General features: G+C 41.2%; 14 protein-coding genes and 1 pseudogene. 11 read left to right on the plus strand and 4 right to left on the minus strand.

Annotated features, from left to right (window positions below):
* Nucleotides 1-33 precede the first annotated feature (33 nt).
* From AB6D58_RS10465 to AB6D58_RS10505, 9 genes are all read left to right on the plus strand, one after another.
* Nucleotides 34-1,260: a chromosome partitioning protein ParB gene (locus AB6D58_RS10465; protein ID WP_372157211.1), complete on the plus strand. Its 1,227-nt coding sequence runs from the start codon at nt 34-36 to the stop codon at nt 1,258-1,260.
* A gap of 169 nt (nt 1,261-1,429) precedes the next feature.
* Nucleotides 1,430-2,947 (plus strand): type I restriction-modification system subunit M, encoded by a 1,518-nt coding sequence (locus AB6D58_RS10470; protein WP_372157213.1) that lies wholly within the window; start codon nt 1,430-1,432, stop codon nt 2,945-2,947.
* Nucleotides 2,937-4,166 (plus strand): restriction endonuclease subunit S, encoded by a 1,230-nt coding sequence (locus AB6D58_RS10475; protein ID WP_372157215.1) that lies wholly within the window; start codon nt 2,937-2,939, stop codon nt 4,164-4,166. Before AB6D58_RS10470 ends, AB6D58_RS10475 begins: the two co-directional genes overlap by 11 nt.
* The gene (locus tag AB6D58_RS10480) at nt 4,166-5,041 is read left to right on the plus strand and encodes a GIY-YIG nuclease family protein (protein WP_372157217.1); all 876 of its coding nucleotides are present in this window, start codon (nt 4,166-4,168) and stop codon (nt 5,039-5,041) included. The genes AB6D58_RS10475 and AB6D58_RS10480 overlap by 1 nt, the downstream gene beginning before the upstream one ends.
* A gap of 16 nt (nt 5,042-5,057) precedes the next feature.
* Nucleotides 5,058-6,194, plus strand: a complete 1,137-nt coding sequence (locus AB6D58_RS10485) for a PD-(D/E)XK nuclease family protein (RefSeq protein ID WP_372157219.1) — start codon at nt 5,058-5,060, stop codon at nt 6,192-6,194.
* Entirely contained in the window at nt 6,194-9,496 is a 3,303-nt protein-coding gene (locus tag AB6D58_RS10490) for a type I restriction endonuclease subunit R (protein WP_372157221.1), read from the plus strand. The genes AB6D58_RS10485 and AB6D58_RS10490 overlap by 1 nt, the downstream gene beginning before the upstream one ends.
* Entirely contained in the window at nt 9,496-10,272 is a 777-nt protein-coding gene (locus tag AB6D58_RS10495) for a M48 family metallopeptidase (RefSeq protein ID WP_372157223.1), read from the plus strand. The genes AB6D58_RS10490 and AB6D58_RS10495 overlap by 1 nt, the downstream gene beginning before the upstream one ends.
* 35 nt (nt 10,273-10,307) lie before the next feature.
* Complete coding sequence (locus AB6D58_RS10500; RefSeq protein WP_372157225.1) at nt 10,308-10,694, plus strand: hypothetical protein; 387 nt, start codon at nt 10,308-10,310, stop codon at nt 10,692-10,694.
* Between the two features lie 33 nt (nt 10,695-10,727).
* Nucleotides 10,728-10,895, plus strand: coding sequence for a hypothetical protein (locus tag AB6D58_RS10505; RefSeq protein ID WP_372157227.1), 168 nt, complete (start codon nt 10,728-10,730; stop codon nt 10,893-10,895).
* 121 nt (nt 10,896-11,016) lie between these two features.
* Here AB6D58_RS10505 and AB6D58_RS10510 read toward each other — a convergent pair whose 3' ends face one another.
* The 4 genes from AB6D58_RS10510 to AB6D58_RS10525 are packed head-to-tail and all read right to left on the minus strand — an operon-like array spanning nt 11,017 to nt 17,125.
* Nucleotides 11,017-12,483: a hypothetical protein gene (locus tag AB6D58_RS10510; RefSeq protein ID WP_372157229.1), complete on the minus strand. Its 1,467-nt coding sequence runs from the start codon at nt 12,481-12,483 to the stop codon at nt 11,017-11,019.
* The gene (locus AB6D58_RS10515; RefSeq protein WP_372157231.1) at nt 12,483-13,193 is read right to left on the minus strand and encodes a hypothetical protein; all 711 of its coding nucleotides are present in this window, start codon (nt 13,191-13,193) and stop codon (nt 12,483-12,485) included. Before AB6D58_RS10515 ends, AB6D58_RS10510 begins: the two co-directional genes overlap by 1 nt.
* Entirely contained in the window at nt 13,186-15,195 is a 2,010-nt protein-coding gene (locus AB6D58_RS10520) for a hypothetical protein (protein ID WP_372157233.1), read from the minus strand. Before AB6D58_RS10520 ends, AB6D58_RS10515 begins: the two co-directional genes overlap by 8 nt.
* Nucleotides 15,182-17,125 (minus strand): hypothetical protein, encoded by a 1,944-nt coding sequence (locus AB6D58_RS10525; RefSeq protein WP_372157235.1) that lies wholly within the window; start codon nt 17,123-17,125, stop codon nt 15,182-15,184. The genes AB6D58_RS10520 and AB6D58_RS10525 overlap by 14 nt, the downstream gene beginning before the upstream one ends.
* 168 nt (nt 17,126-17,293) lie before the next feature.
* On the opposite strand from AB6D58_RS10525, the pseudogene recA reads away from it, so the two are divergent.
* Both recA and alaS read left to right on the plus strand, forming a co-directional pair.
* Nucleotides 17,294-17,842: pseudogene (recA, locus tag AB6D58_RS10530) on the plus strand (recombinase RecA); the annotation flags it as partial.
* 332 nt (nt 17,843-18,174) lie between these two features.
* Nucleotides 18,175-20,757: an alanine--tRNA ligase gene (gene alaS, locus AB6D58_RS10535; protein WP_017063223.1), complete on the plus strand. Its 2,583-nt coding sequence runs from the start codon at nt 18,175-18,177 to the stop codon at nt 20,755-20,757.
* Nucleotides 20,758-20,863 lie beyond the last annotated feature (106 nt).

Here is a 20,863-nt window from a genome sequence, read left to right on the forward strand (position 1 = left end):
CTATATTGCCACACCAGCGCTGAGGATTACCCAATGACAGATAAGTCTCCAGAAAATACACATGAAATATCCGATCAAAACCTAGAGACATCTATCGTAAACACGTTAGTTGATCGTTTTGGTGACACGCCAAGAAGGAGCTTTTTGGCCAGTTCACGACAATTGTTAGAATCTTCCAGTCAGCTACTTTCAAGAGATGTAATATCTGAAGTTTTCCAAAGTAAATCTAAATATTATTCTGGAGTTCGAGAGGTGGGTACAGGGTTAAAGCATGTTGATATCTTCATTAGCCCTGAGCTAGCACGAGACATGCTCGAACACTCTCGGCGAGGTGTAATCAATCCAGATAACAAGAACAGGCAAATCAATAAAAATAAGGTTCAAAACTACAGCGAAGCGATGAAGAATAGAAAGTGGTGCCTGACAGGAGAGCCAATTATCATTTCTAGTGATGGCGAAATTCTGAATGGGCACCACCGCCTTGAAGCGGCCTGTGATGCGCAAGTCGGATTTATTGCTCCAGTGACTTACGGTGTGACCGATGACTTGTCCTTTGCCCATATTGATGTGGGTAACACCCGTTCTCGCGCCCAAGTATTGGCAATGTCCGGTGTAAAAGTTAATCCTAGCGTACTCTCTCGTATTGCAATGCTCGCAAAGGCATTTGAGTTGACGAAAAATCCGTTTGCGTTTCGTGGAACTCAGGGGACGTCTTTCCCGCCGCCTGAAATCTTAGACTTTGTAGAAAAGAACAGTGAACTCGCACTATCCGTTAGCTTTGTTGGCGAGGTTTTCAAAAAATACAGACTTGAGAGCCAAGCCTCTGAGCCGATTTATGCGTTTGCACATTATCTAATTAAAAAGAAACTCACGGAAGTTCAAATTGAAGAGTTGCCACTATCACCAGAGACTTACCTTACTAGAGTCATTTCATCACTGGGTTTAGAGTCCGAAGACGATGTCGAATATCAGGTGAGGAACTACTTACAGTCCCTTGTGCATGAGTCGACGAGTTACTCCTTACTTTGCAAGTTATCAGCCATATTTAAAGGTTGGAACATGCACTTAGGCATCCCTGTCGCTGGTAATAAAATCGCGGTGCGGCGAGTCGCTAGGTACAAGAAAGATGAAGATGGTAATAACATCCCTCTCCCTGCCGCAGGAAACATAAACGAACCTTTTACAGTACCATGCGTGCCTAAAGGAACGGTTCCCAAAAGCATTCAAAAACAAAGTAATGTGAAAATAATCCGTAAGTAAACGTGAAGGAGCAAGATCGACTCTTGCTCTTCCATTTCTTTTGCCCTGCATGGTCAGAGTTTCATATCAAATAATACGATGTGAACTATCGCTTTCATCAAGTCTTTTCGCTTGGCTTAATGGTAGAATCTCAGCATTAAAGTAAGTAACGCTACTAACTGGGAAAATCATGCCACACACTAAAATCAATCAAGATGATATTAACAAAGCCGTCTGGGCAGCCTGCGATACTTTCCGAGGCACCGTAGATCCATCCATCTACAAAGACTTCATCTTGACCATGCTGTTCCTTAAATACATTTCTGATGTGCATCAAGATAAAGTCGATGAACTAGCGAAAGAGTATGGTGATGAGCCTGAATTGATCGCGGCAATGATGGAAACTCAGTCTTTCAAGATCCCAACAGGTTCAACGTTCTGGGATTTATACGAAGCTCGCCATGAGGCAGGTAATGGCTCTCGTATCGACCAAGCACTGCACGCGATTGAAGAAGCGAACGGTACTAAGCTAAAGAACGTATTCCAAGACATCAGCTTCAACACCGATAAACTGGGTGATGAAAAGCAAAAGAACGATATTCTGCGTCATTTACTGGAAGACTTCGGTAAAGAGACGCTTAACCTTCGCCCAAGCCGCGTTGGTACATTAGATGTTATAGGCAACGCTTACGAATACTTGATTAAACATTTCGCAGCGGGTAGCGGTAAATCGGCGGGTGAGTTCTATACCCCACCAGAAGTTTCTGACCTTTTATCTATCATCCTAGAGCCACAACAAGGCGACACAATTTGCGACCCTGCTTGTGGCTCCGGCTCACTATTGATGAAGTGTGGTAAACAAGTTCAAAACAACTTTGCTGGCTCTAAACAGTACGCACTGTTCGGCCAAGAAGCGATCGGTTCAACTTGGTCACTGGCGAAGATGAACATGTTCCTACACGGTGAAGATAACCACCGCATTGAATGGGGCGATACTATTCGCAACCCTAAGCTTCAAGATAAAGAAGGCGGCCTGCTGCACTTTGATGTGGTAACGGCAAACCCTCCATTCTCGTTAGATAAATGGGGTTTTGAGGATGCAGGTAATGATCAATTTGGTCGTTTCCGCCGTGGCGTACCGCCAAAGACCAAAGGTGACTATGCGTTTATCTCCCACATGATTGAGACGCTTAAACCGCAAGCTGGACGTATGGGCGTGGTAGTGCCTCACGGTGTGCTATTCCGCGCATCATCTGAAGGTAAAATCCGTAAGCAACTTATCGATGAAAACCTGCTCGATACCGTGATTGGTCTCCCTGAAAAGCTGTTCTTCGGTACAGGTATTCCAGCCGCAATTCTGTTGTTCAAAAAGCAAAAAGATGACAATAAGGTATTATTTATTGATGCCTCTCGTGAGTTCAAATCAGGTAAGAACCAGAACCAACTGACACCTGAAAACATCCAAAAGATTGTTGATACATACAAAGCCCGTGAAACCACTGACAAATACTCATACCTAGCTTCGCTAGAAGAGATTGTCGAGAACGACTACAACCTCAATATTCCTCGCTATGTAGATACTTTTGAAGAGGAGAAAGAAATTGATTTGGTTGCGGTACGCAGTGAACGTTTGTCACTACAAAGTGAACTAGCTGAGCTGGAAGAAGAAATGACAGGCTATCTAAAGGAGTTGGGTTATGGTGCCTAATGGTTGGAATGACGGTCGTGTAGAAGATCTTGTTTCTGGATTAGAGTCAGGTGTTAGTGTCAACGGTGAAGATCGGCCGCTAGCTAAAGGTGAAAAAGGTGTCTTGAAAGTAAGTGCTGTATCTTATGGTGTTTTTGATGAATACGCCGTTAAAGCAGTAACTTCTGGAGAAGAGCTAAAACGAGCAAAAACACACCCTAAAAAAGGGCAGATCATCATCAGTCGAAGCAATACGGAAGAATTAGTTGGCGCTAGCGCTTATATAAAGTCCGATTTTGATAGCCTGTTTTTGCCAGATAAGCTTTGGCAAACGATCCCCAAGCCTAATTCTGATATGAAGTGGCTGAGCTATGTATTGGCTTCTGAGCACTCACGTTATACGTTGTCCAACTTAGCCACTGGCACAAGTGGCTCTATGAAGAACATTACTAAAGGCGAGCTACTTGGATTAAAAGTAAGTATTCCCCCTATCCCAGAACAACGCAAAATTGCCAAAATCCTCTCAACATGGGACAAAGCGATTACTACCACGGAAAAGCTGATTGCAACCAGCAAGCAGCAGAAAAAAGCTCTGATGCAACAGCTTTTGACGGGTAAGAAGCGTTTGGTTAATCCTGAGAAGGGTAAGGCATTTGAGGGTGAGTGGGAAGAGGTGAAGCTCAACCAACTAACTCAAATCACGATGGGTTCATCGCCAAAATCAGAAGCTTATAATGAAATTGGTGATGGTTTACCTTTGCTGCAAGGAAACGCTGACATCAAAGCAAGAAAGTCTGCTCCTCGCATACATACTAGCCAGATAACGAAAGAATGCTCGGTGGGTGACATTCTTTTGAGTGTTCGCGCTCCTGTAGGTAGTGTTGCTAAGTCCTTGCATAAAGCATGTATTGGACGCGGTATCTCAAGTATTAAATCTAAGAACAATGTTTCGCAAGAGTTTATTTATCAATGGCTATTGGCATTTGAGCCTAAATGGGAACGCTTTTCTCAAGGCAGTACCTTTGAGGCTGTAAATAGCAACGATATTAAAACGTTACATATAACAGTACCTATTTTCGCTGAACAACAAAAAATCGCCTCAGTCCTAACTACAGCCGATAAAGAAATCGAAGTGCTTGAAGCTAAGCTTGCTCACTTTAAGCAAGAGAAAAAGGCATTGATGCAGCAGTTGTTGACAGGTAAGCGTCGTGTGAAAGTTGCTGATATGGAAGTCGCATAATGAATAAGAGACCTCGTACCATCCAGATTTTTCTACCTAGCGGAGATCCATCGGGTATTCGTATTGCTGAGCAAACCACTTCAATCATTCGCTTAATTGAAGTGCCACGCAGTGAAATGGTCGAGTTTGTTAATATGCCGGAATCCAAACAAGTAGGTCTGTACTTTCTTGTCTCTGGTGACAACAAAGACGAGTGCTACATCGGTCAATCTGGTGATGTGGGGTCTCGGTTAATGCAGCACCATAAAAGTGAGACTAAAGACTGGGAGCGAGCATTAGTCTTAGTCTCCCTCACCAACAACCTAACCCAAACCCATGTGTTGTACTTGGAGTCCTTGTCTATTGAAAAAGCGAAAGCGAGCCAACGCTACGAACTACTCAATGGAAATGGCGGGCAAAAGCCTCACACGCCTATCCCTCTTAAAGCCGATTGCGACGAAATCCATGATATTGGTAGCCTACTTCTAGCAACCTTAGGTTATCCGATTTTCGAGCCACTAACTGAAGTTAACAATATCAAGGATGGGCAAACTTTTGTCTGTAATCGTTCTAGTGTTAAGGCTGAAGGGGTTTATACCAACGAGGGCATGGTGGTATTCAAAGGCTCTTCTGCCCCAATGAAAACCAAACGTAAAACCGAACCACGATTCTATGAGAAACGAGATGAATTGCTAACCAAAAGTGTTATATCTCAAAATGGCGACCGTTTTGTATTTGAACGAGACTATCTATTTAAAACCCCAAGCGGTGCTTCGTGCTTCTTACTCCTTGGCTCATCAAATGGCTGGGTTGATTGGAAAACAGATAAAGGTGTGACCTTGCATGATCACCAAGGAAGAACGTTAGAGTCAGCTACTGAGCAAGCAAATAACTAAAAGCAGAAGGCTAGGTATGGACACAAAACTCTCACAGTTTGATCAACTGCTTAAAAAATTAAAGCAACTTGCACCGTTTGAAGTAGCGGAGCCAACTATTTTTAGCATTGGCAGCAAAGGCTATTACGAAAACCCGACTACTGACATATTGGCATTTTTTTTAGATGATAAAGCGGCTCATGGGTTAGGAACACTCGTACTAGAAGCATTAATTAATTCTTTACCTAAAAGCATCAATGATATTGATTGCTCGTTATCGCTTCCGCCAGAAAGAGAGGTTCAAACTCAAAAAGGTAAGCGCCTTGATTTGTTACTAGAAAGTGATGAGTGGGTTATGGTGATAGAAAACAAAATCTACCATGAAAAGAATAACCCTTTTTCTGAATACGAAAACTTTGTGTACAAGCAAAATTCCCAACGATTTCAAGGGAAGAAAAAGTTTCTTGTCATCCTCTCTCTAGATGGAAACATACCTAAAGAATTGATGCTTTGGAATGGCATCAGCTACGACTCTTTTGTCCATTCATTGAAAGGTAAGTTAGCCAACCATTTTATTGAACAGCCAATGAATAAGTGGCTTATTTTACTGCGTGAGTTCTCACTGCATTTGGAAAACGTTATGTCTCAACCACAACTCTCATTAGATACGCTTGACTTCGTATTGGATAACTTACATCAAATAAAACAACTACAAGAGACGAAAGTCAGCATGATTCAGTTGTATCAGCAAAGCTTACAGCAGCAACTACAAATCGATTTGGGGGTTGGCCTGTATTCAAAAGTGGTTCATTGGTATGGCTATCCAGCTATACGTTTTGCTTACCAAGACTGGCCGACTGAATCTGATGTTGTTCTATTTCTAGATGGGCGAAAAGGGAAATCGTTTTGTATTAATTATTATTGTGATGACATTGATAATAATGACGATCGAAAAATTGCTGATGAACACTATCGCGAACAAGATTGTGGTCAGGTATGGAATGAAGTAAGTGATACATGCCGTTGTTACAAAGCACGTTTTGAAGAACACAGTTTAGACACTATGCGTAAGAAAGTGGCACATAAATTACAAATAATGGATCAATTTGAAAAAGAGATCCGCCCTACATTAAAAGCAGACAAATCTACACAAAGTAGAGGAGTTGAATCTTAATGGAACAACAAAACATCCCCAACTTCCGTGAAGAGCAAAGCGCAAAAATTCCAGCGTTAACCTTGCTCACCAATCTTGGTTATCAATTCATTCCACCGAGTGAATGTGTCGTTAAGCGTGGCAACCTCTCCACGGTGATTTTGCCTGACGTTTTACGTGATGTATTGAAACACAAAACCTACTCATTCATGGGGAAAGATCACCCGTTATCAGAAGCGGCTATCGATAAAGTTGTCCACGAGTTAGAGAACCCAGCGATGAATGAAGGGTTGAAAGCAGCGAATGAAAAACTCTATAACGCTCTGACCTACGGTATTGGTGTGACCGAATTTGTTGATGGTAAGAAAGCCAACCCAACCATCAATGTCATTGACTGGCAAACGCCTAAGAATAACCAGTTTCACTTCACTGAAGAGCTTGTCGTTGAAAATACTCATGGTACTGCTAACCGAATTCCAGATATTGTTTGTTTTGTAAATGGCCTGCCTTGGGTCGTGATTGAAGCTAAACGACCTGATTCGTCCCACGGAGGTAAGCCGACCGTCGCTGAGGGTATCTCGCAAAATATTCGCAATCAAAAGGTGGATGAGATCCCTCATTTGTTTGCTTATAGCCAACTATTATTGTCGATAAATGGTCACGAGGGCTTATACGGAACGTGTGGAACGCCAAGTAAGTTCTGGGCAAAGTGGAAAGAAGAAGAGATCACCGAAGCTACTTTTGAGCGCTTAAAGAACAAACCTCTTGAGCAAACCAGCCTAGATAGAATCTTTGGTCATCGCCCAGCTAAAGTACGTGATGAATACCTGTCTTTAGTCGCTGGCGGTAACTTAGTGGTGACAGACCAAGATCGCTTATTGGTTTCACTACTGCGTCATGACCGACTATTAGAAATGACCCAACTCTTCACTTTGTTTGATAAGAAGGCAGGTAAAATCGTTGCCCGTTATCAGCAAGTATTCGGCATCAAAGCCTTGATTGAACGTGTCACCTCTTTTGATGAGAAAGGCGCACGTAATGGCGGTGTGATATGGCATACCACAGGTTCAGGTAAGTCATTTACCATGGTGTTCTTATCGAAGGCACTCATATGGATTAAAGAGCTGGCTAAATGCCGAGTAGTGGTCGTGACCGACCGTGTTGATTTAGAAGACCAACTAGCGAGTACCTTTGCCTCTGGTGGTGCGCTATCAGAAAAAGATCGTAAAGCCTCGATGGCAACAACAGGGAGACGTCTTGCTGAGCAAATCGGTAAAGGTAATGAGCGTATTATCTTCTCCATCATCAATAAATTTGGTACTGCGATTGAGTTGGAAGAATGTTACAACGATAGCCCTGACATGATTGTGCTAGTTGATGAAGGCCACCGCAGCCAAAACGGTGAGAACAATATTCGTATGCAGCAAGCTCTACCGAAAGCCGCTTATATCGGATTTACAGGCACCCCTCTGTTACAAGACGACAAGACTGAAAACAAGTTTGGCAAAATCATCCACTCTTACACTATGCAGCAAGCTGTGGAAGACAAAACCGTCACGCCACTCTTGTATGAAGAGCGTGTGCCAGATCTGAGCACCAACGATAAAGCATTAGATGCATGGTTTGATCGAATCACCGATAAGCTGACCGAAAAACAGCGCACCGACTTGAAGAGGAAGTTCGCTCAGAAAGGTCAGATCTATCAAACCGAGGGGAGAATCGAGCTTATTGCTCATGATATTTCGGATCATTTCCAAAACTTTAAGCGTCAGGGCTTAAAAGGTCAGCTTGCTTGTGACTCTAAAGCCTCTGCAATCCAATATAAGAAGCTTCTCGATAAAATAGGCAAGGTAACCTCGGTTGTTGCTATGTCTTCGCCTGATACGCGTGAGGGGCACGATACAGTTGATGGGGAAAGCACGGATATCGTTCAGAATTGGTGGAAAGAGAATGTCCTCAGATCTGATTTTGGTCAAGATGAGAAAGCTTATACCAAACATATTATAGAAGAGTTCGGTAAGGATGATGGCCCAGACATTATGATCGTGGTTGATAAGCTACTGACAGGCTTTGATGAGCCAAAGAACACCGTGCTTTACATCGACAAGCCACTTAAGCAACACAACCTGATCCAAGCCATTGCTCGGGTAAACCGTCTGCATCAGAAGAAAGAGTTCGGTTATCTCATCGACTACCGTGGCATTTTAAAAGAGTTGGATGCGACCATTGCAGACTATCAAGATCTTGCCGAGCGTACCCAAGGTGGCTTTGATATTGAGGACTTAAAAGGTCTTTATAATCGTATGGATACGGAATACAAAAAACTACCCGGTTTATACAGCGAACTGTGGGCGATTTTTGCCGAAGTTCCCAACAAACAAGATGGCCCAGCACTGCGTCAAGTGCTCGCTCCGAAAATTGATACCATTGATGGGCAACTTACCGATACCAACCAGAAGAAACGTGATGACTTTTACTCCACACTAACGGCTTTTTCAAATTGCTTAAAAGTGGCACTGCAATCCGCAACTTACTTTGAAGATAAAAGCTTCGATACCGTCGATTCAAACTCAGGTCTAGATAGGCGTGATTTGTATAAAAAGACGTTAAAGTCCATGGCTGAATTACGTAAGCAAGTTCGTGAAGATGCTGAAGAGACCATCGATTACGATGAGTACGCTGAAAACATCCGCACCATGCTGGACAAGCATATTGCAGGTGTTGAAATTGAAGAATCAAAAGGCGCTTATCTAGTCGGAAACATGGGTAAGGATATTAAGCCAGAGCAACTCACCGACGATGAAGCTCGCAACCAAAAAGATAAAATCACGGGTCGTGTCACTAAAATGATCGAACAAGACCTTGCCGATGACCCTTATGCGCAAGAATACTTCTCGAAACTGCTTAAGCAAGCGATTCAGCAGGCAAAAGAGATGTTCGATGCCCCTGTAAAGCAATACCTGTTGTTTGCTGATTTTGAAGAGCAAGTGAAAGAACGCGATGTAGAAGGCATGCCGACGGATCGCTTCTCAGAACTCGATCCTAAAATAAAACGACACGTACAGGCATTCTATGGTCTATTCCCTCATCACTTAGGGGATCGTGTTTTGTCAGAAGATGAGTGCTTTAACTATGCGTTGCAAATCGATGAAATCGTTACCGCCGCTGTAGCTGAGTTTTCCATTAATCCTCAAGAAATAGAGAATCAGATCCGACGTAAGTTAATTCCTGTGTTGTTCAAAGCGGTAGGCATGGATAAAACCCAAGCCATCATTACAGATGTCATCAAAATTACCCGCCTTGGCGTGTCAGGGCATAATTAATGACGTCGGTAAGCTCTAGTGAAGGTAACAAAGAAGAATACAGCTTCATCTATGGGGGTGAAGCTGTGAGCTATGAGGTAGTTCGTAAAACAGTAGCAGAAGGCAAAAAACGAAAAATCACGATTAAGGTTCACCCTAACTGTGAAGTGGTCGTTACGTCCCCAGAAAATGCTGAGCGTGACGACATTCACCAAGCTGTGATGAAGCGTGCTTCATGGATTTACGATGCATTGAAAGACTTCCGCAGTCACTTGGAATACGTCCAGCCTAAGCACTATGTAAGCGGTGAGATGCAGTTCTACCTTGGTCGTCGTTACGTATTGAAGATCGTGGAAGATGCCGAAGCACTACCAACAGTTAAAATGACTCGCGGTAAATTACAGGTCACCTTAACTCGGTTTAACGATGACAAAACAGCCATGGTTCGAGCATTAGTGCGTAACTGGTACAAGGTACGTGCGGAGCGTATTTTCCATGAGTGTTTATCTGAATTACTGCCGCAAGCCACTTGGGTTGATGGTATCCCAAGCTTTCGTGTTCTTCCCATGAGTAAACAATGGGGAAGCTGCTCCGCTAAGGGCAACCTTATGCTTAATCCACACCTAATCAAAGCACCCAAGGAATGTATCGATTACGTCATTCTGCACGAGCTTTGTCACATCGCCGAGCATAACCACAGCGAGAAGTTTTGGCGCTTGCTGACGAGTGTTATGCCGCATTGGAAAGAAGTCAAAACCCGTTTAGATGGGATGGCAGAGTTGTATTTAAATGAGTAGTCTCTTTAACTAACGGTAATAGGAAATAAATCAAAATGAACCAAGTAGCTGAGCCTTTAAAATTTATCAACTGGCAAGATCTCGGAGAGATTGTTGAGCAGAGCGCCCATGATACTGCATTTGTTACTGTCAAAGATTATGCACTTGTTGTTAGAGCTAAGCCTGAAAATCGAGTGCGTAGTGCGTCCCAAGAGTTGATGGCCTTATCCAAAATTTTCAAGTTTAATGTTATTCAAGGTAAACCAAATCAATATCCGTTTCGAGTATTAGAGGCAGTTTTTTGGACGGTATTCGTCACCGCAGAAGAAAGAGATAAAATTCTTGAAGCATCAAGGCCAAACGCTAGCAAGAAAGCAAGACAAGAAGCGAACGATATCCTTGATACCTTGATGGTTGAACCACCTAAGTTCTTGTTGAACTGAGCTTTTAGGTTATTAGAGTTGGAGTGAATCAGTATGGAACTAACACTAACAGATGAGCAATTGAAGACGCTTTTACATCTAGTGAAAAACGAAATGAGCGGATTTTGTGGCGATGTAGGGTATGCGGAACTGTCCCAGATTAAAGCAACGTTAGAACAGCGATTAGATACGAGTGAATCTAACGCTGACGCTAGAGATTAGACGACTAACGCATAAGTTGCTTCCCTGAATGATCTTTTCATTGATGTATGCAAAGTTACTTGATTATGCCTATTCCAACTGAAGCTCTACAGGGGAGTTATCTGGTTTTCGTGCGATAAGGTTATTTATTTTGGGTAATAGATTGTTTTACTTTGGCAAGGGCAATTTTCTCCTCTAATTCTGAAACTTTATCTTCACCAAGTTCATTAATTAAAACCGCTCGTTCTTCCTCATCAAATGTTGGTAGATCGTTGTCGTTACCGTAAAGTTCTGCTTCAGCCAACTCAACATAGTGCAGCATAGTGGTGATGCTAGCATGACCTGTTAATCCTTGGATTCGTTTTAGGATCAGGTTTGCTAACTGGGTGCCACCTATCGTTATGGTTAAATTTTCTAATTGTTGAATTACTAATTTTGTGATGAAACGATGTCTGAATAAATGGGGTGTACGCCTATGATTACTTTTATATTTACGAGAAAATACATCATAAAATAATTTTGATATCATTTGACCTGACATTGGTAAATGTGATTTAGGGTGTATAAATAGCTTGTTATCTCTAGCTCGATTTATAGGCGTTAGTTTGTTACTTATACGGTCAAGTTCATTAATAATATAATCATCATAAAATTTAATGATATTTTGAGCTGCCGTAAATGAAATTGGTACAATTCGATAATTCCCTTTATTGCTTCCTTTTGTTGTTTTTATTTTAATCCAAGCTATATTCTTTCCGGCATTAGATAATGAACTTTTTCTATAGATTGCTTCTGTAGCTTGTAAGCTTTTAGTGTTAATTGATAGTTTATTTATGTTGACAATATCTTGTAACTCTATTTTTTTGTTTTTCAATAGCGCGTTAACTTGCAATCTTAGTAGTTCGACAGTGTCTTCTCCAATCTCTGCTGCTTCCGAAACTCTAACTCCAGTGTTTTCTAAGAGTGTGATTAGAGTAGACAATAGCTCATAGGTGTATACCTCTCCGGAATCTTCCAACCGTTCAAGATCGTCCCATAAACTTTCAATGGCTTCATTTGTTATTGGAAAGCGACTTCCATAGTCCTCGGTTTTCGGAATGCTGTCATGATGTATGTATTTTTTATTTCTGTATGTATTCTTAAGCCACTTGGCGTTAACTAAGCCTTTATCAATGTGTGTTCCATCCATATTAGATGTGGAGATTAATTTGTAATCTAGGTTGTAATTATCTTGAATGTAATTTAAGAAATATAATGCAGCCCTGACTCTGTTAGCTATGCCGTTTCTGTTGAGTCCAATATCATCTTCAATATAGGAAATATAATCAAACAGGTGCTCATCTGAAACTAACCCTAAAGGGACGGGTTTCCCTACGGCATTGCCGTTTTTCCATACATCGTAATCTTCTAGAAACTCTAGGAAGTAACGAATCATCCCTTTCGTTGAATTTTTTGAACCATTAGTAACGTAGTTTGACATTAAATAATCAGTCGCGAACCAATTGACACCACCATTTCTGTGTAAAAATAAAGTCGACTTTTTGAGTTTATCTGAGCCATCATTCGTGAATTCTTTTTGTACATCAATTTTCAAATTGTTTTTATACACTATTCTTCCTCTCGAATGAAAAATACATTATTTTGTTGAGAGTCAAGTTCGCTATTAAACTCGAGTGCAATATTTTGTAAAGATATAATCAAATCTTCAAGTTTTGGGAAGTTTTTTTTCTTGCTTCTCATAAGGTTTTCCTGACTTTCCTGATAGTAATTTCTTAAAGCTCGTCCTGATGCATCCAATTCTTTAATTGAGGTTATTAGTTTATTATTTGTTGAGCGTTGTATTAATAGTTCTCTTGCTAGTGATTCGATAAGTATTGTTTGATCCTTAATGATGCAACGAAGCTCTCCCTTTGTTTTAGGTTTGTTTTTAGAATCATATGAATCAGTTTTACTAGTGTTTTCAGTATTATTTTTGTTTGTTTGTTTTGAGTTGAGTTCTCGTACTTTTGCTAATTTTAAGAGCAAGTAATCTTTGCAGTTAACTAACATTTTTGGGTTGTTTTTGGCACTAGGGTCAAGCTCATTAACAAACATTTCAGTAGCTCGAATAGTTGGGTAAGAGATCTTCTCAAAGTGTTTATGTTCTGTGTATGATATCAACTTCATTATACTTGTATGGGCAGTAAAGCCATCTGGAACACCTTCGAGTATGAATTTATTTAACAAATCAATGCGGAGTTTGATTTGCTTTTGTGTCTTGCGCTTCCTCACTTGAGAAATATGTTCAGGGATTGGTTTTATATTTTTTTCTTCAGTCATCTACAATCTCCATATAGATAATTGTTTTACCTGTCTCATCCTTGTAGTTGTATACCTTGGCACCATTCGAAATCTGGGATTGTATATAGTCCAAAGCTACATCTTTAGAGACGTTGTTAAACATCATGCCTACATCTTCACTAATCGCAGTCTCTATTCTTGATGTATCAATATTAGGTTTGTAGATAGCATCAAGAACAGAGATAGCCTCTTCCTCTGTTAGCTCTTCGCTACCAACTTCTTCAAGTAGATAGTGCCATGTTTCTTCTGTGCTGTTGTGGCCCATTAGCCATGTCAGAGCAGGGAAATCACTGATATCTGTGAGGGCATAAAAGGCCCTAGCTCCAAACCGACGCATGACATGGGTGCGAGATAAGTAGAACCTAGATCTGATTCCGTTATTTAGTGTCGTTGGAACATCAATAAAGTCACCAAAAGCTTTAAGCATATTTATCATTGATTTGGCGGTCATGGGCTGGTTATTGGGGAGGTTCCCTTTTTTATTGGTTGTGTACTTCTTCGGGAATATGTATATATCTTCCTGTTCGTTATAGAAATGTTCATTGGCCTCGATTAACAGGTTAAACCCTTCAAAGACTATGTTAGGAATTGGTCGGCCAGTAACTAGAAAAGAATTTTCTGTTGGAAGAGTTTTTCGTATACCAAAAAATAACTCATATCCTCCCCAAAGCCCATGCTCAAGACTGGAATCTTTCAGTTCGACATTTTCACTCACACGCTTAATACAAAATGTGTGTATGAGAATGTAGGTAGCAGCCATTAGCATTTTGTACCCATACAATACAGTTACATCTGTTCGAAGTTCATGTAGCTCTACAGATGTATTTAACTCATTGTATCTAGTGACATTGTAATCACGGGTGAAATTGTTTAATGGAAGATTTATTTTACTTGAACACCTGTCTGATAAAATGTAGTCGCGTTTAAACTTAGGGTTATTTTTATGAATTTTCATGAGTTGCATCTCACACACTTTCTTTGCTTCGATGATCCCTTCACCGTAGACACTAATAAGCTTGATCGCAGCATTTAGGTAATGCAATGCTATGTCAGTTGGAATGTTTGGTGTGCGTTTTTTTGGTTTTAAATACCGTTCAATGAAATCTTCTGTTACTTCCATCGGTTGATTTGAGTAGTTGTTTAGTTCTGGTAAATACATTGAGTAATTTTCAAGTAGAGTGAGTGCTATAGTTAAAGTATTAAATGTGGTTTGACCAGTTTTTGAATCGTTTGATATTTTTGGAGGGCAAGAGTTTGGATACTCTGTTCGTTCACTTTTTTTTCTTGTTGAAATGAGGGTAGATATTTCAGGGAACAGTTCAATCAATAGCTCTATAATTCGTTTTGATGTCGCTTCAGAAACAACATATTTATCTATTGATAGCTTTTTTAAGAGGTTTTGGATAGAGAATTTTCTTCCATTAGTGATATCACCTAAGTCAAGGAGTTTTTTTATCTGTTCAATATTAATGCAGCTTAGCTTTTTTTCTATGCAGTTAATTAACCCTGACGCTTGATCTGCACGTCCTATCGCAATATCAATATTAAACTGTTTAATATCCGCAGTTGTGAGTAGAGAAAAACCACTTTCTATTACCATTTCTTCAGGGTAAATTTTGAATAAAAACAATGTCAAGGCTTTAAATGATGATAAGCACCCCCTAATACTATCTATTCTTGAGATCTTATCTGTAGATGTACTTTCAGTTTCTAAAATACCGATACGACTGAGAAAAATAATTTTCTTGATTGTATTTAAAATTTTACGATATTTGGGGTTGATTAACTGTTCGTTTGTTGCGGGGATAAATGTATCGAAATAGAGGCTTTGAGGTTTTTCCTGACCTGTGTCGATTTTCCAGACTGGTTCTGTGAAATCATTGAGTAACCACGGAGCAGACCAGTCATGCAAGTTTTCTGAGTGGTAAGAGTAACCGACTCTTTTACGTAGCACAGTAGTGCTGATGTTATTGAATTCCACTTTGATTGACCTCTATTTTAGTGATTTTTTGAGGTAAGAATTTGTTTGCTTGCTTTTCATAAAGTGAATCACCTTTACGGATGATTCGCTGTATTTTGCGGTCAGGATTAGCTTTTAAATAGTTCTTTAGAGATAAATACACGAGTGACAGCTCTGCAACGCAATCCTCGACAGATTCGTCATTTTTAACTCTAGCCGTTTCAATTTCGAATGATGCCTTCATTAACGCAATGTTTTCAGGACAAATATCTAAAGTGATTTTAATGTCGCTTGATGATGTCGAAGTGTTTCCAGACAAAGTTTTAATTACTGTTTTCCAGTGAGGCAAGCGCTTTTCTAAACGGGTTAAATAGTCTATTAATTCAGCTTCATCTTTCAGGTCAAGTGCTTGCATCTGATAATCTTCACCATTCGTAGCACTTGCAATTAAGACATTCTGAAACTGTCTTACTCTCTGGCTGTAAACAGCTAACTGTAATTCTTTTGGAAGATAATTCCGTATTGATACCGATTCAGAGTTGCCAAGATATTTTGCAGCAACAGCAGGGTTGCCTCCGCTATCAAACCATCGAATTACGCCTTCTGTAGCACGCAATTTTTTTGCGTTTGGTTGTGCGAGCAAAACTTCATCAATACATTCAGGCGTAATATCCAAACACCAATTTGGATCGTTGATCAGTAACTCTCTCGCTTCTTTCAATAGACGTTTAAATCCTTGCTTGAAAGGCAGGCTTGACATCGGTCTTACTTTGCCTGTTGAAGTGGCTGTATGGAAAATAAATAGCCTTGAAGAGTCGTAGCAATTCATCATTTTTCTTTGCTCTTCAGTTGTATCTACAATGTAATTAAATGCAACCTCGATATAAGGATCGTCAGTAATATGTTGTATACAACGTTTAATATGTGCTCCAGCTCTTGGCTTATGATAACTAATTCTAAACCCATGATTAGACGGTTCGAAAAACGTATTCATTGACCCTTGAGCTGACAAAGCAAGCTGTCTTAGAGAGTCAACATTAATACCTGACTCTATAATTATAATATTGGAAGCAGCTACGGCTGAAAGGGTGGAAAGGCCAAAGTGCTCGCGTAGCTCATATTGAGTGTTAGTAAATCGGTATAAATGATTGTTACCACCAATGAAGTTCCGATTAACCAAGCCTGATTGATAGTGAGCAATGTATGCTATTAGGTTCGAATATCCACATTCGCCGTTACTTAAGTATTCTGAAAATAAACTGAGGTACTGCCCTGATCCTTTTGCTCGTTGTTCTGGATGAAGTAACTCTGGGTTATCACAAAACTTTTCTTTGGGGATTTCATTCGATATTTGTTTGGCAAAATCAAAGCGTTTTTGAGCATCATAGAGATATCGCTTAGACACTTTATAAATGATATCTCTATGTTTACGCATTGTATCTATGAGATTACTTATAAATGTATCGACATCGGTTTCCAATGCCAGTGTCAAACTCTGATTACTTTGAGTTTGCGATAATGCAAATCCACCCAAAAGCCTTGAGCTTGCGTTCGCGGTACTAGAGTAAAGCTCTTGACTGGCTACCCGTGGCTTAATGATTGAAGGTGTGTAAGGCAACCCGTCAATTGTTCTTTGACAAAGCTTAGTTAAACTTCCCCATAATGCGCGAATGTCACTATTTAGAGTGATAGGTTGGCTACCGCTTGCGCCATTGAAGTAGGCTTCTTGGAATAGGGAGAAGCAGAATGATAGATCAGAACCCCGGTGGATTATAAGCCTCTCATTAAAGCAAAACTCAAAAAATCTATTAAGGATTCTAACTCTACGTTTGTTGTATGCATATGTTTTCCCTGCTAGTAACTTACGTATGGAGTTATTCATCTTATTTGCATACTTATGGGGCATTATTTTGTGGCAGTGGATATCATTCACATAACTCTCATACATCATTGCTTAGAATTCCTTTCTTATACTGATGAAGCGTTCTTATATTATACTATATTTTTTTATGTTTGATGTCCTTTGTTAAAATTATTTTTTTTGTTTAATATAATCAGTAGTTTGTTTGTTTTAATTTTTCTGTTTATGCTTTATTATACTTTTATATTTCGATAAAACTTGCAGGCTCGTATGCTTTCTCAAGCAATGCGTAAGCTGACGGGTAACCTTAAGCAGTCTAACTGTATGGCTATCTTCATTAACCAAATTCGTATGAAAATTGGTGTGATGTTCGGTAACCCAGAAACAACAACAGGTGGTAACGCACTTAAGTTCTACGCATCTGTTCGTCTTGATATTCGCCGTACTGGTGCGATTAAAGATGGTGATGAAGTTGTTGGTAACGAAACTCGTATCAAGGTCGTTAAGAACAAGATTGCTGCACCATTCAAACAAGCTGAGACTCAAATCCTTTACGGTAAAGGCTTCAACCGCGAAGGTGAGCTTATCGACTTAGGTGTTAAGAATAAGCTAGTAGAAAAAGCAGGCGCTTGGTACAGCTACAAAGGCGATAAGATCGGCCAAGGTAAAGCTAACGCTGGTAAATACCTACGTGAAAACCCAGAAGTTGCTCTAGAGATCGATACTAAACTTCGTGAGTTACTACTGACTCCTGCTGTTCTTGAAGAGAAAGACGTAGAGAAAGAAGAAGAAAACGAAGAGCTATAAGCTCACGTTTTATAGAGTGGATGTTTGAAAGAAGCATCCGCTTTGAAAGAATTTAAAGCCTCGCATATTTTATGCGGGGCTTTTTTATTGGATCTGCTCCGTCGAGCATGTCTTTGGTCAAATCTCTCTCGTTGACTGAGTTTCTTCGGTACTAGGTCGTCAATTTAGTTCTGCTTTTCCACGGCAAGATATAGTGGAATATTCTTCATTTTATCGAATTCCCACTAAAATCCTGCCCAAGGGTGTCTTTTCTACAAGAAAACTAGTCGAAGCCTTAACCATGATCTACAATACGGCAAAATTCTAACTCGACTATTTTCAGGAAGAGCTGCATGTACATGAGCACTGATGAGGTTCGCAACGCGTTCCTTAAGTTCTTTGAGAGCAAAGAACACCAAATCGTAGACAGTTCATCGTTAGTTCCACATAACGATCCAACCCTGCTATTTACTAACGCAGGTATGAACCAATTCAAAGATTGCTTCTTAGGCGCCGAAAAGCGTGCCTACACTCGAGCAACTACGGCTCAGCGTTGTGTACGTGCGGGTGGTAAACACAATGACCTTGAAAACGTAGGTTTCACGGCTCGTCACCACACGTTCTTCGAAATGCTAGGCAACTTCAGCTTTGGCGACTACTTCAAAGAAGAAGCGATTGGATTTGCTTGGGAATTCCTGACTGAAACTCTTCAACTGCCAAAAGACCGCCTGCTGGTAACGGTATACGAGACAGATGATGAAGCATTCGATATCTGGAACAAGAAAGTAGGTGTTCCTGCTGACCGTATCGTTCGCATTGGCGACAAAGAAGGCGGTAAACAGTTCGAGTCTGATAACTTCTGGACGATGGGTGACACAGGTCCTTGTGGTCCATGTACTGAAATCTTCTACGATCACGGTGAGCACATCTGGGGCGGCCGTCCTGGTACACCTGAAGAAGATGGTGACCGTTTCATCGAGATCTGGAACAACGTATTCATGCAGTTCAACCGTCACGCTGACGGCACAATGGAACCGCTACCTAAGCCTGCTGTAGATACAGGTATGGGTATTGAGCGTATTTCTGCAATCATGCAGGGCGTTCACTCTAACTACGAAATTGATGTATTCCAAAAGCTAATCAAAGCGACTGCGGAAGTTGTTGGTCATGACGATCTATCTAACCAATCGCTACGCGTTATTGCTGACCACATCCGTTCTTGTTCATTCCTAATTGCTGACGGTGTTATGCCTTCAAACGAAGGTCGTGGCTACGTTCTACGTCGTATTATTCGTCGTGCAGTTCGTCACGGTAACAAGCTTGGCGCACAAGGCGTGTTCTTCCACAAACTTGTGGGTGTGCTGGCTGAAGTGATGGGCTCTGCGGCAGATGAACTTAAGAAACAGCAAGAGCTGGTTGAAAAAGTACTTCGCATTGAGGAAGAGAACTTTGGTCGTACGCTAGAGCGCGGCATGGTTATTCTTAATGACGCACTAGATGCACTTGAAGGCAAAGAGCTTGACGGCGAAACAGTTTTCAAACTTTACGATACATACGGCTTCCCAGCTGACCTTACTAACGATGTAGCTCGCGAACGCGATTTTACTATCGATGAAGAAGGCTTTGAGAAGGCGATGGAAGCACAGCGTAAGCGTGCACGTGAAGCAGGCCAATTCGGCACGGATTACAACGCGACAATCAAAGTAGACACCAACACTGAGTTCTGTGGTTACACAGCAACTGAAGGTGCTGGTGAAATCTCTGCGCTATTCGTTGACGGCGAAGAGGTTGCTTCACTATCGGCTGGCGACAAAGCAATCATCATCCTTGAAGAGACACCATTCTACGCTGAGTCAGGCGGTCAATGTGGTGATGCTGGTACACTAAAAACAGCGTCGGGTCTTTTCAAAGTACAAGACACTCAGAAGCTAGGTAACGCATTTGCGCACCACGGTGAGCTAGTTGAAGGTGTATTTGCTAAGGGCGATAAAGTAGAAGCAACGGTTGACGCTGAGCGTCGAGCTGCTATCTCACTAAACCACTCTGCCACTCACTTACTTCACTCTGCATTGCGCGAAGTGCTAGGTGAGCACGTTGCTCAGAAAGGTTCTTTAGTTAAGCCAGACAACCTACGTTTTGACTTCTCTAACCTTGAAGCGGTAACACCAGCACAGATTAAAGAAGTAGAGCGTCTAGTTAACGCACAAGTTCGTAAGAACCATGTGATTGAAACGAACATCATGGACATCGAGTCAGCGAAAGAAAAAGGTGCAATGGCACTGTTTGGCGAGAAGTACGATGATGAAGTTCGCGTTCTATCTATGGGCGACTTCTCTACTGAACTTTGTGGTGGTATCCACGCTTCAAACACAGGTGATATCGGCCTATTCAAGATCACTTCTGAAGGTGGTATTGCTGCGGGTATTCGTCGTATTGAAGCGGTAACAGGTGAAGCTGCACTAGATGCAGTAGAAGCTCAGGCTAACGCTTACGAAGAGAAACTTGCTGAATCAGCTAAGAAAGCGAAATCGCTAGAGAAAGAAATCCAACTGCTTAAAGAAAAGATGGCTGCTGCAGAAAGCGCAAACATCATGGGCAAAGTAGAAGACATCTCTGGTACTAAAGTTTTGGTTGCTGCAATTGAAGGCGCAGACAACAAGAACCTACGTACTATGGTTGATAACGCTAAAAACCAAGTAGGTAGCGGCATCATCCTGATCGCGAACGTAGCAGACGGTAAAGTTGGCTTGATTGCTGGTGTAACCAAAGACCTAATCGGCAAAGTAAAAGCGGGTGATCTCGTCAAGATGGTTGCTGAGCAAGTTGGCGGTAAAGGCGGCGGTCGTCCAGATATGGCTCAAGCGGGCGGTACAGACGTTGCAGCACTGCCAGAAGCGCTTAAATCTGTGCGTACTTGGCTAGAAGAGCGTCTTTAAGCTTAAGTAATTGATACAAAGATGCCCAATCAGTTGATTGGGCATCTTTTATTGTGCGCCGAGCATGGCGTTGATCTAGGAGGTGAAAGTCCTCTACGGGCTCAGT

The organism is Vibrio sp. 10N.239.312.D08, from assembly GCF_041466145.1.
GTDB lineage: Bacteria > Pseudomonadota > Gammaproteobacteria > Enterobacterales > Vibrionaceae > Vibrio > Vibrio crassostreae_C.

Bases quoted from the DNA above. Each gene is read 5' to 3' on its own strand.
- AB6D58_RS10465 (WP_372157211.1), top strand. From the start codon at position 34: ATGACAGATAAGTCTCCAGAAAATACACATGAAATATCCGATCAAAAC.
- AB6D58_RS10470 (WP_372157213.1), top strand. From the start codon at position 1,430: ATGCCACACACTAAAATCAATCAAGATGATATTAACAAAGCCGTCTGG.
- AB6D58_RS10475 (WP_372157215.1), top strand. From the start codon at position 2,937: ATGGTGCCTAATGGTTGGAATGACGGTCGTGTAGAAGATCTTGTTTCT.
- AB6D58_RS10480 (WP_372157217.1), top strand. From the start codon at position 4,166: ATGAATAAGAGACCTCGTACCATCCAGATTTTTCTACCTAGCGGAGAT.
- AB6D58_RS10485 (WP_372157219.1), top strand. From the start codon at position 5,058: ATGGACACAAAACTCTCACAGTTTGATCAACTGCTTAAAAAATTAAAG.
- AB6D58_RS10490 (WP_372157221.1), top strand. From the start codon at position 6,194: ATGGAACAACAAAACATCCCCAACTTCCGTGAAGAGCAAAGCGCAAAA.
- AB6D58_RS10495 (WP_372157223.1), top strand. From the start codon at position 9,496: ATGACGTCGGTAAGCTCTAGTGAAGGTAACAAAGAAGAATACAGCTTC.
- AB6D58_RS10500 (WP_372157225.1), top strand. From the start codon at position 10,308: ATGAACCAAGTAGCTGAGCCTTTAAAATTTATCAACTGGCAAGATCTC.
- AB6D58_RS10505 (WP_372157227.1), top strand. From the start codon at position 10,728: ATGGAACTAACACTAACAGATGAGCAATTGAAGACGCTTTTACATCTA.
- AB6D58_RS10515 (WP_372157231.1), bottom strand. From the start codon at position 13,193: ATGACTGAAGAAAAAAATATAAAACCAATCCCTGAACATATTTCTCAA.
- AB6D58_RS10525 (WP_372157235.1), bottom strand. From the start codon at position 17,125: ATGATGTATGAGAGTTATGTGAATGATATCCACTGCCACAAAATAATG.
- alaS (WP_017063223.1), top strand. From the start codon at position 18,175: ATGTACATGAGCACTGATGAGGTTCGCAACGCGTTCCTTAAGTTCTTT.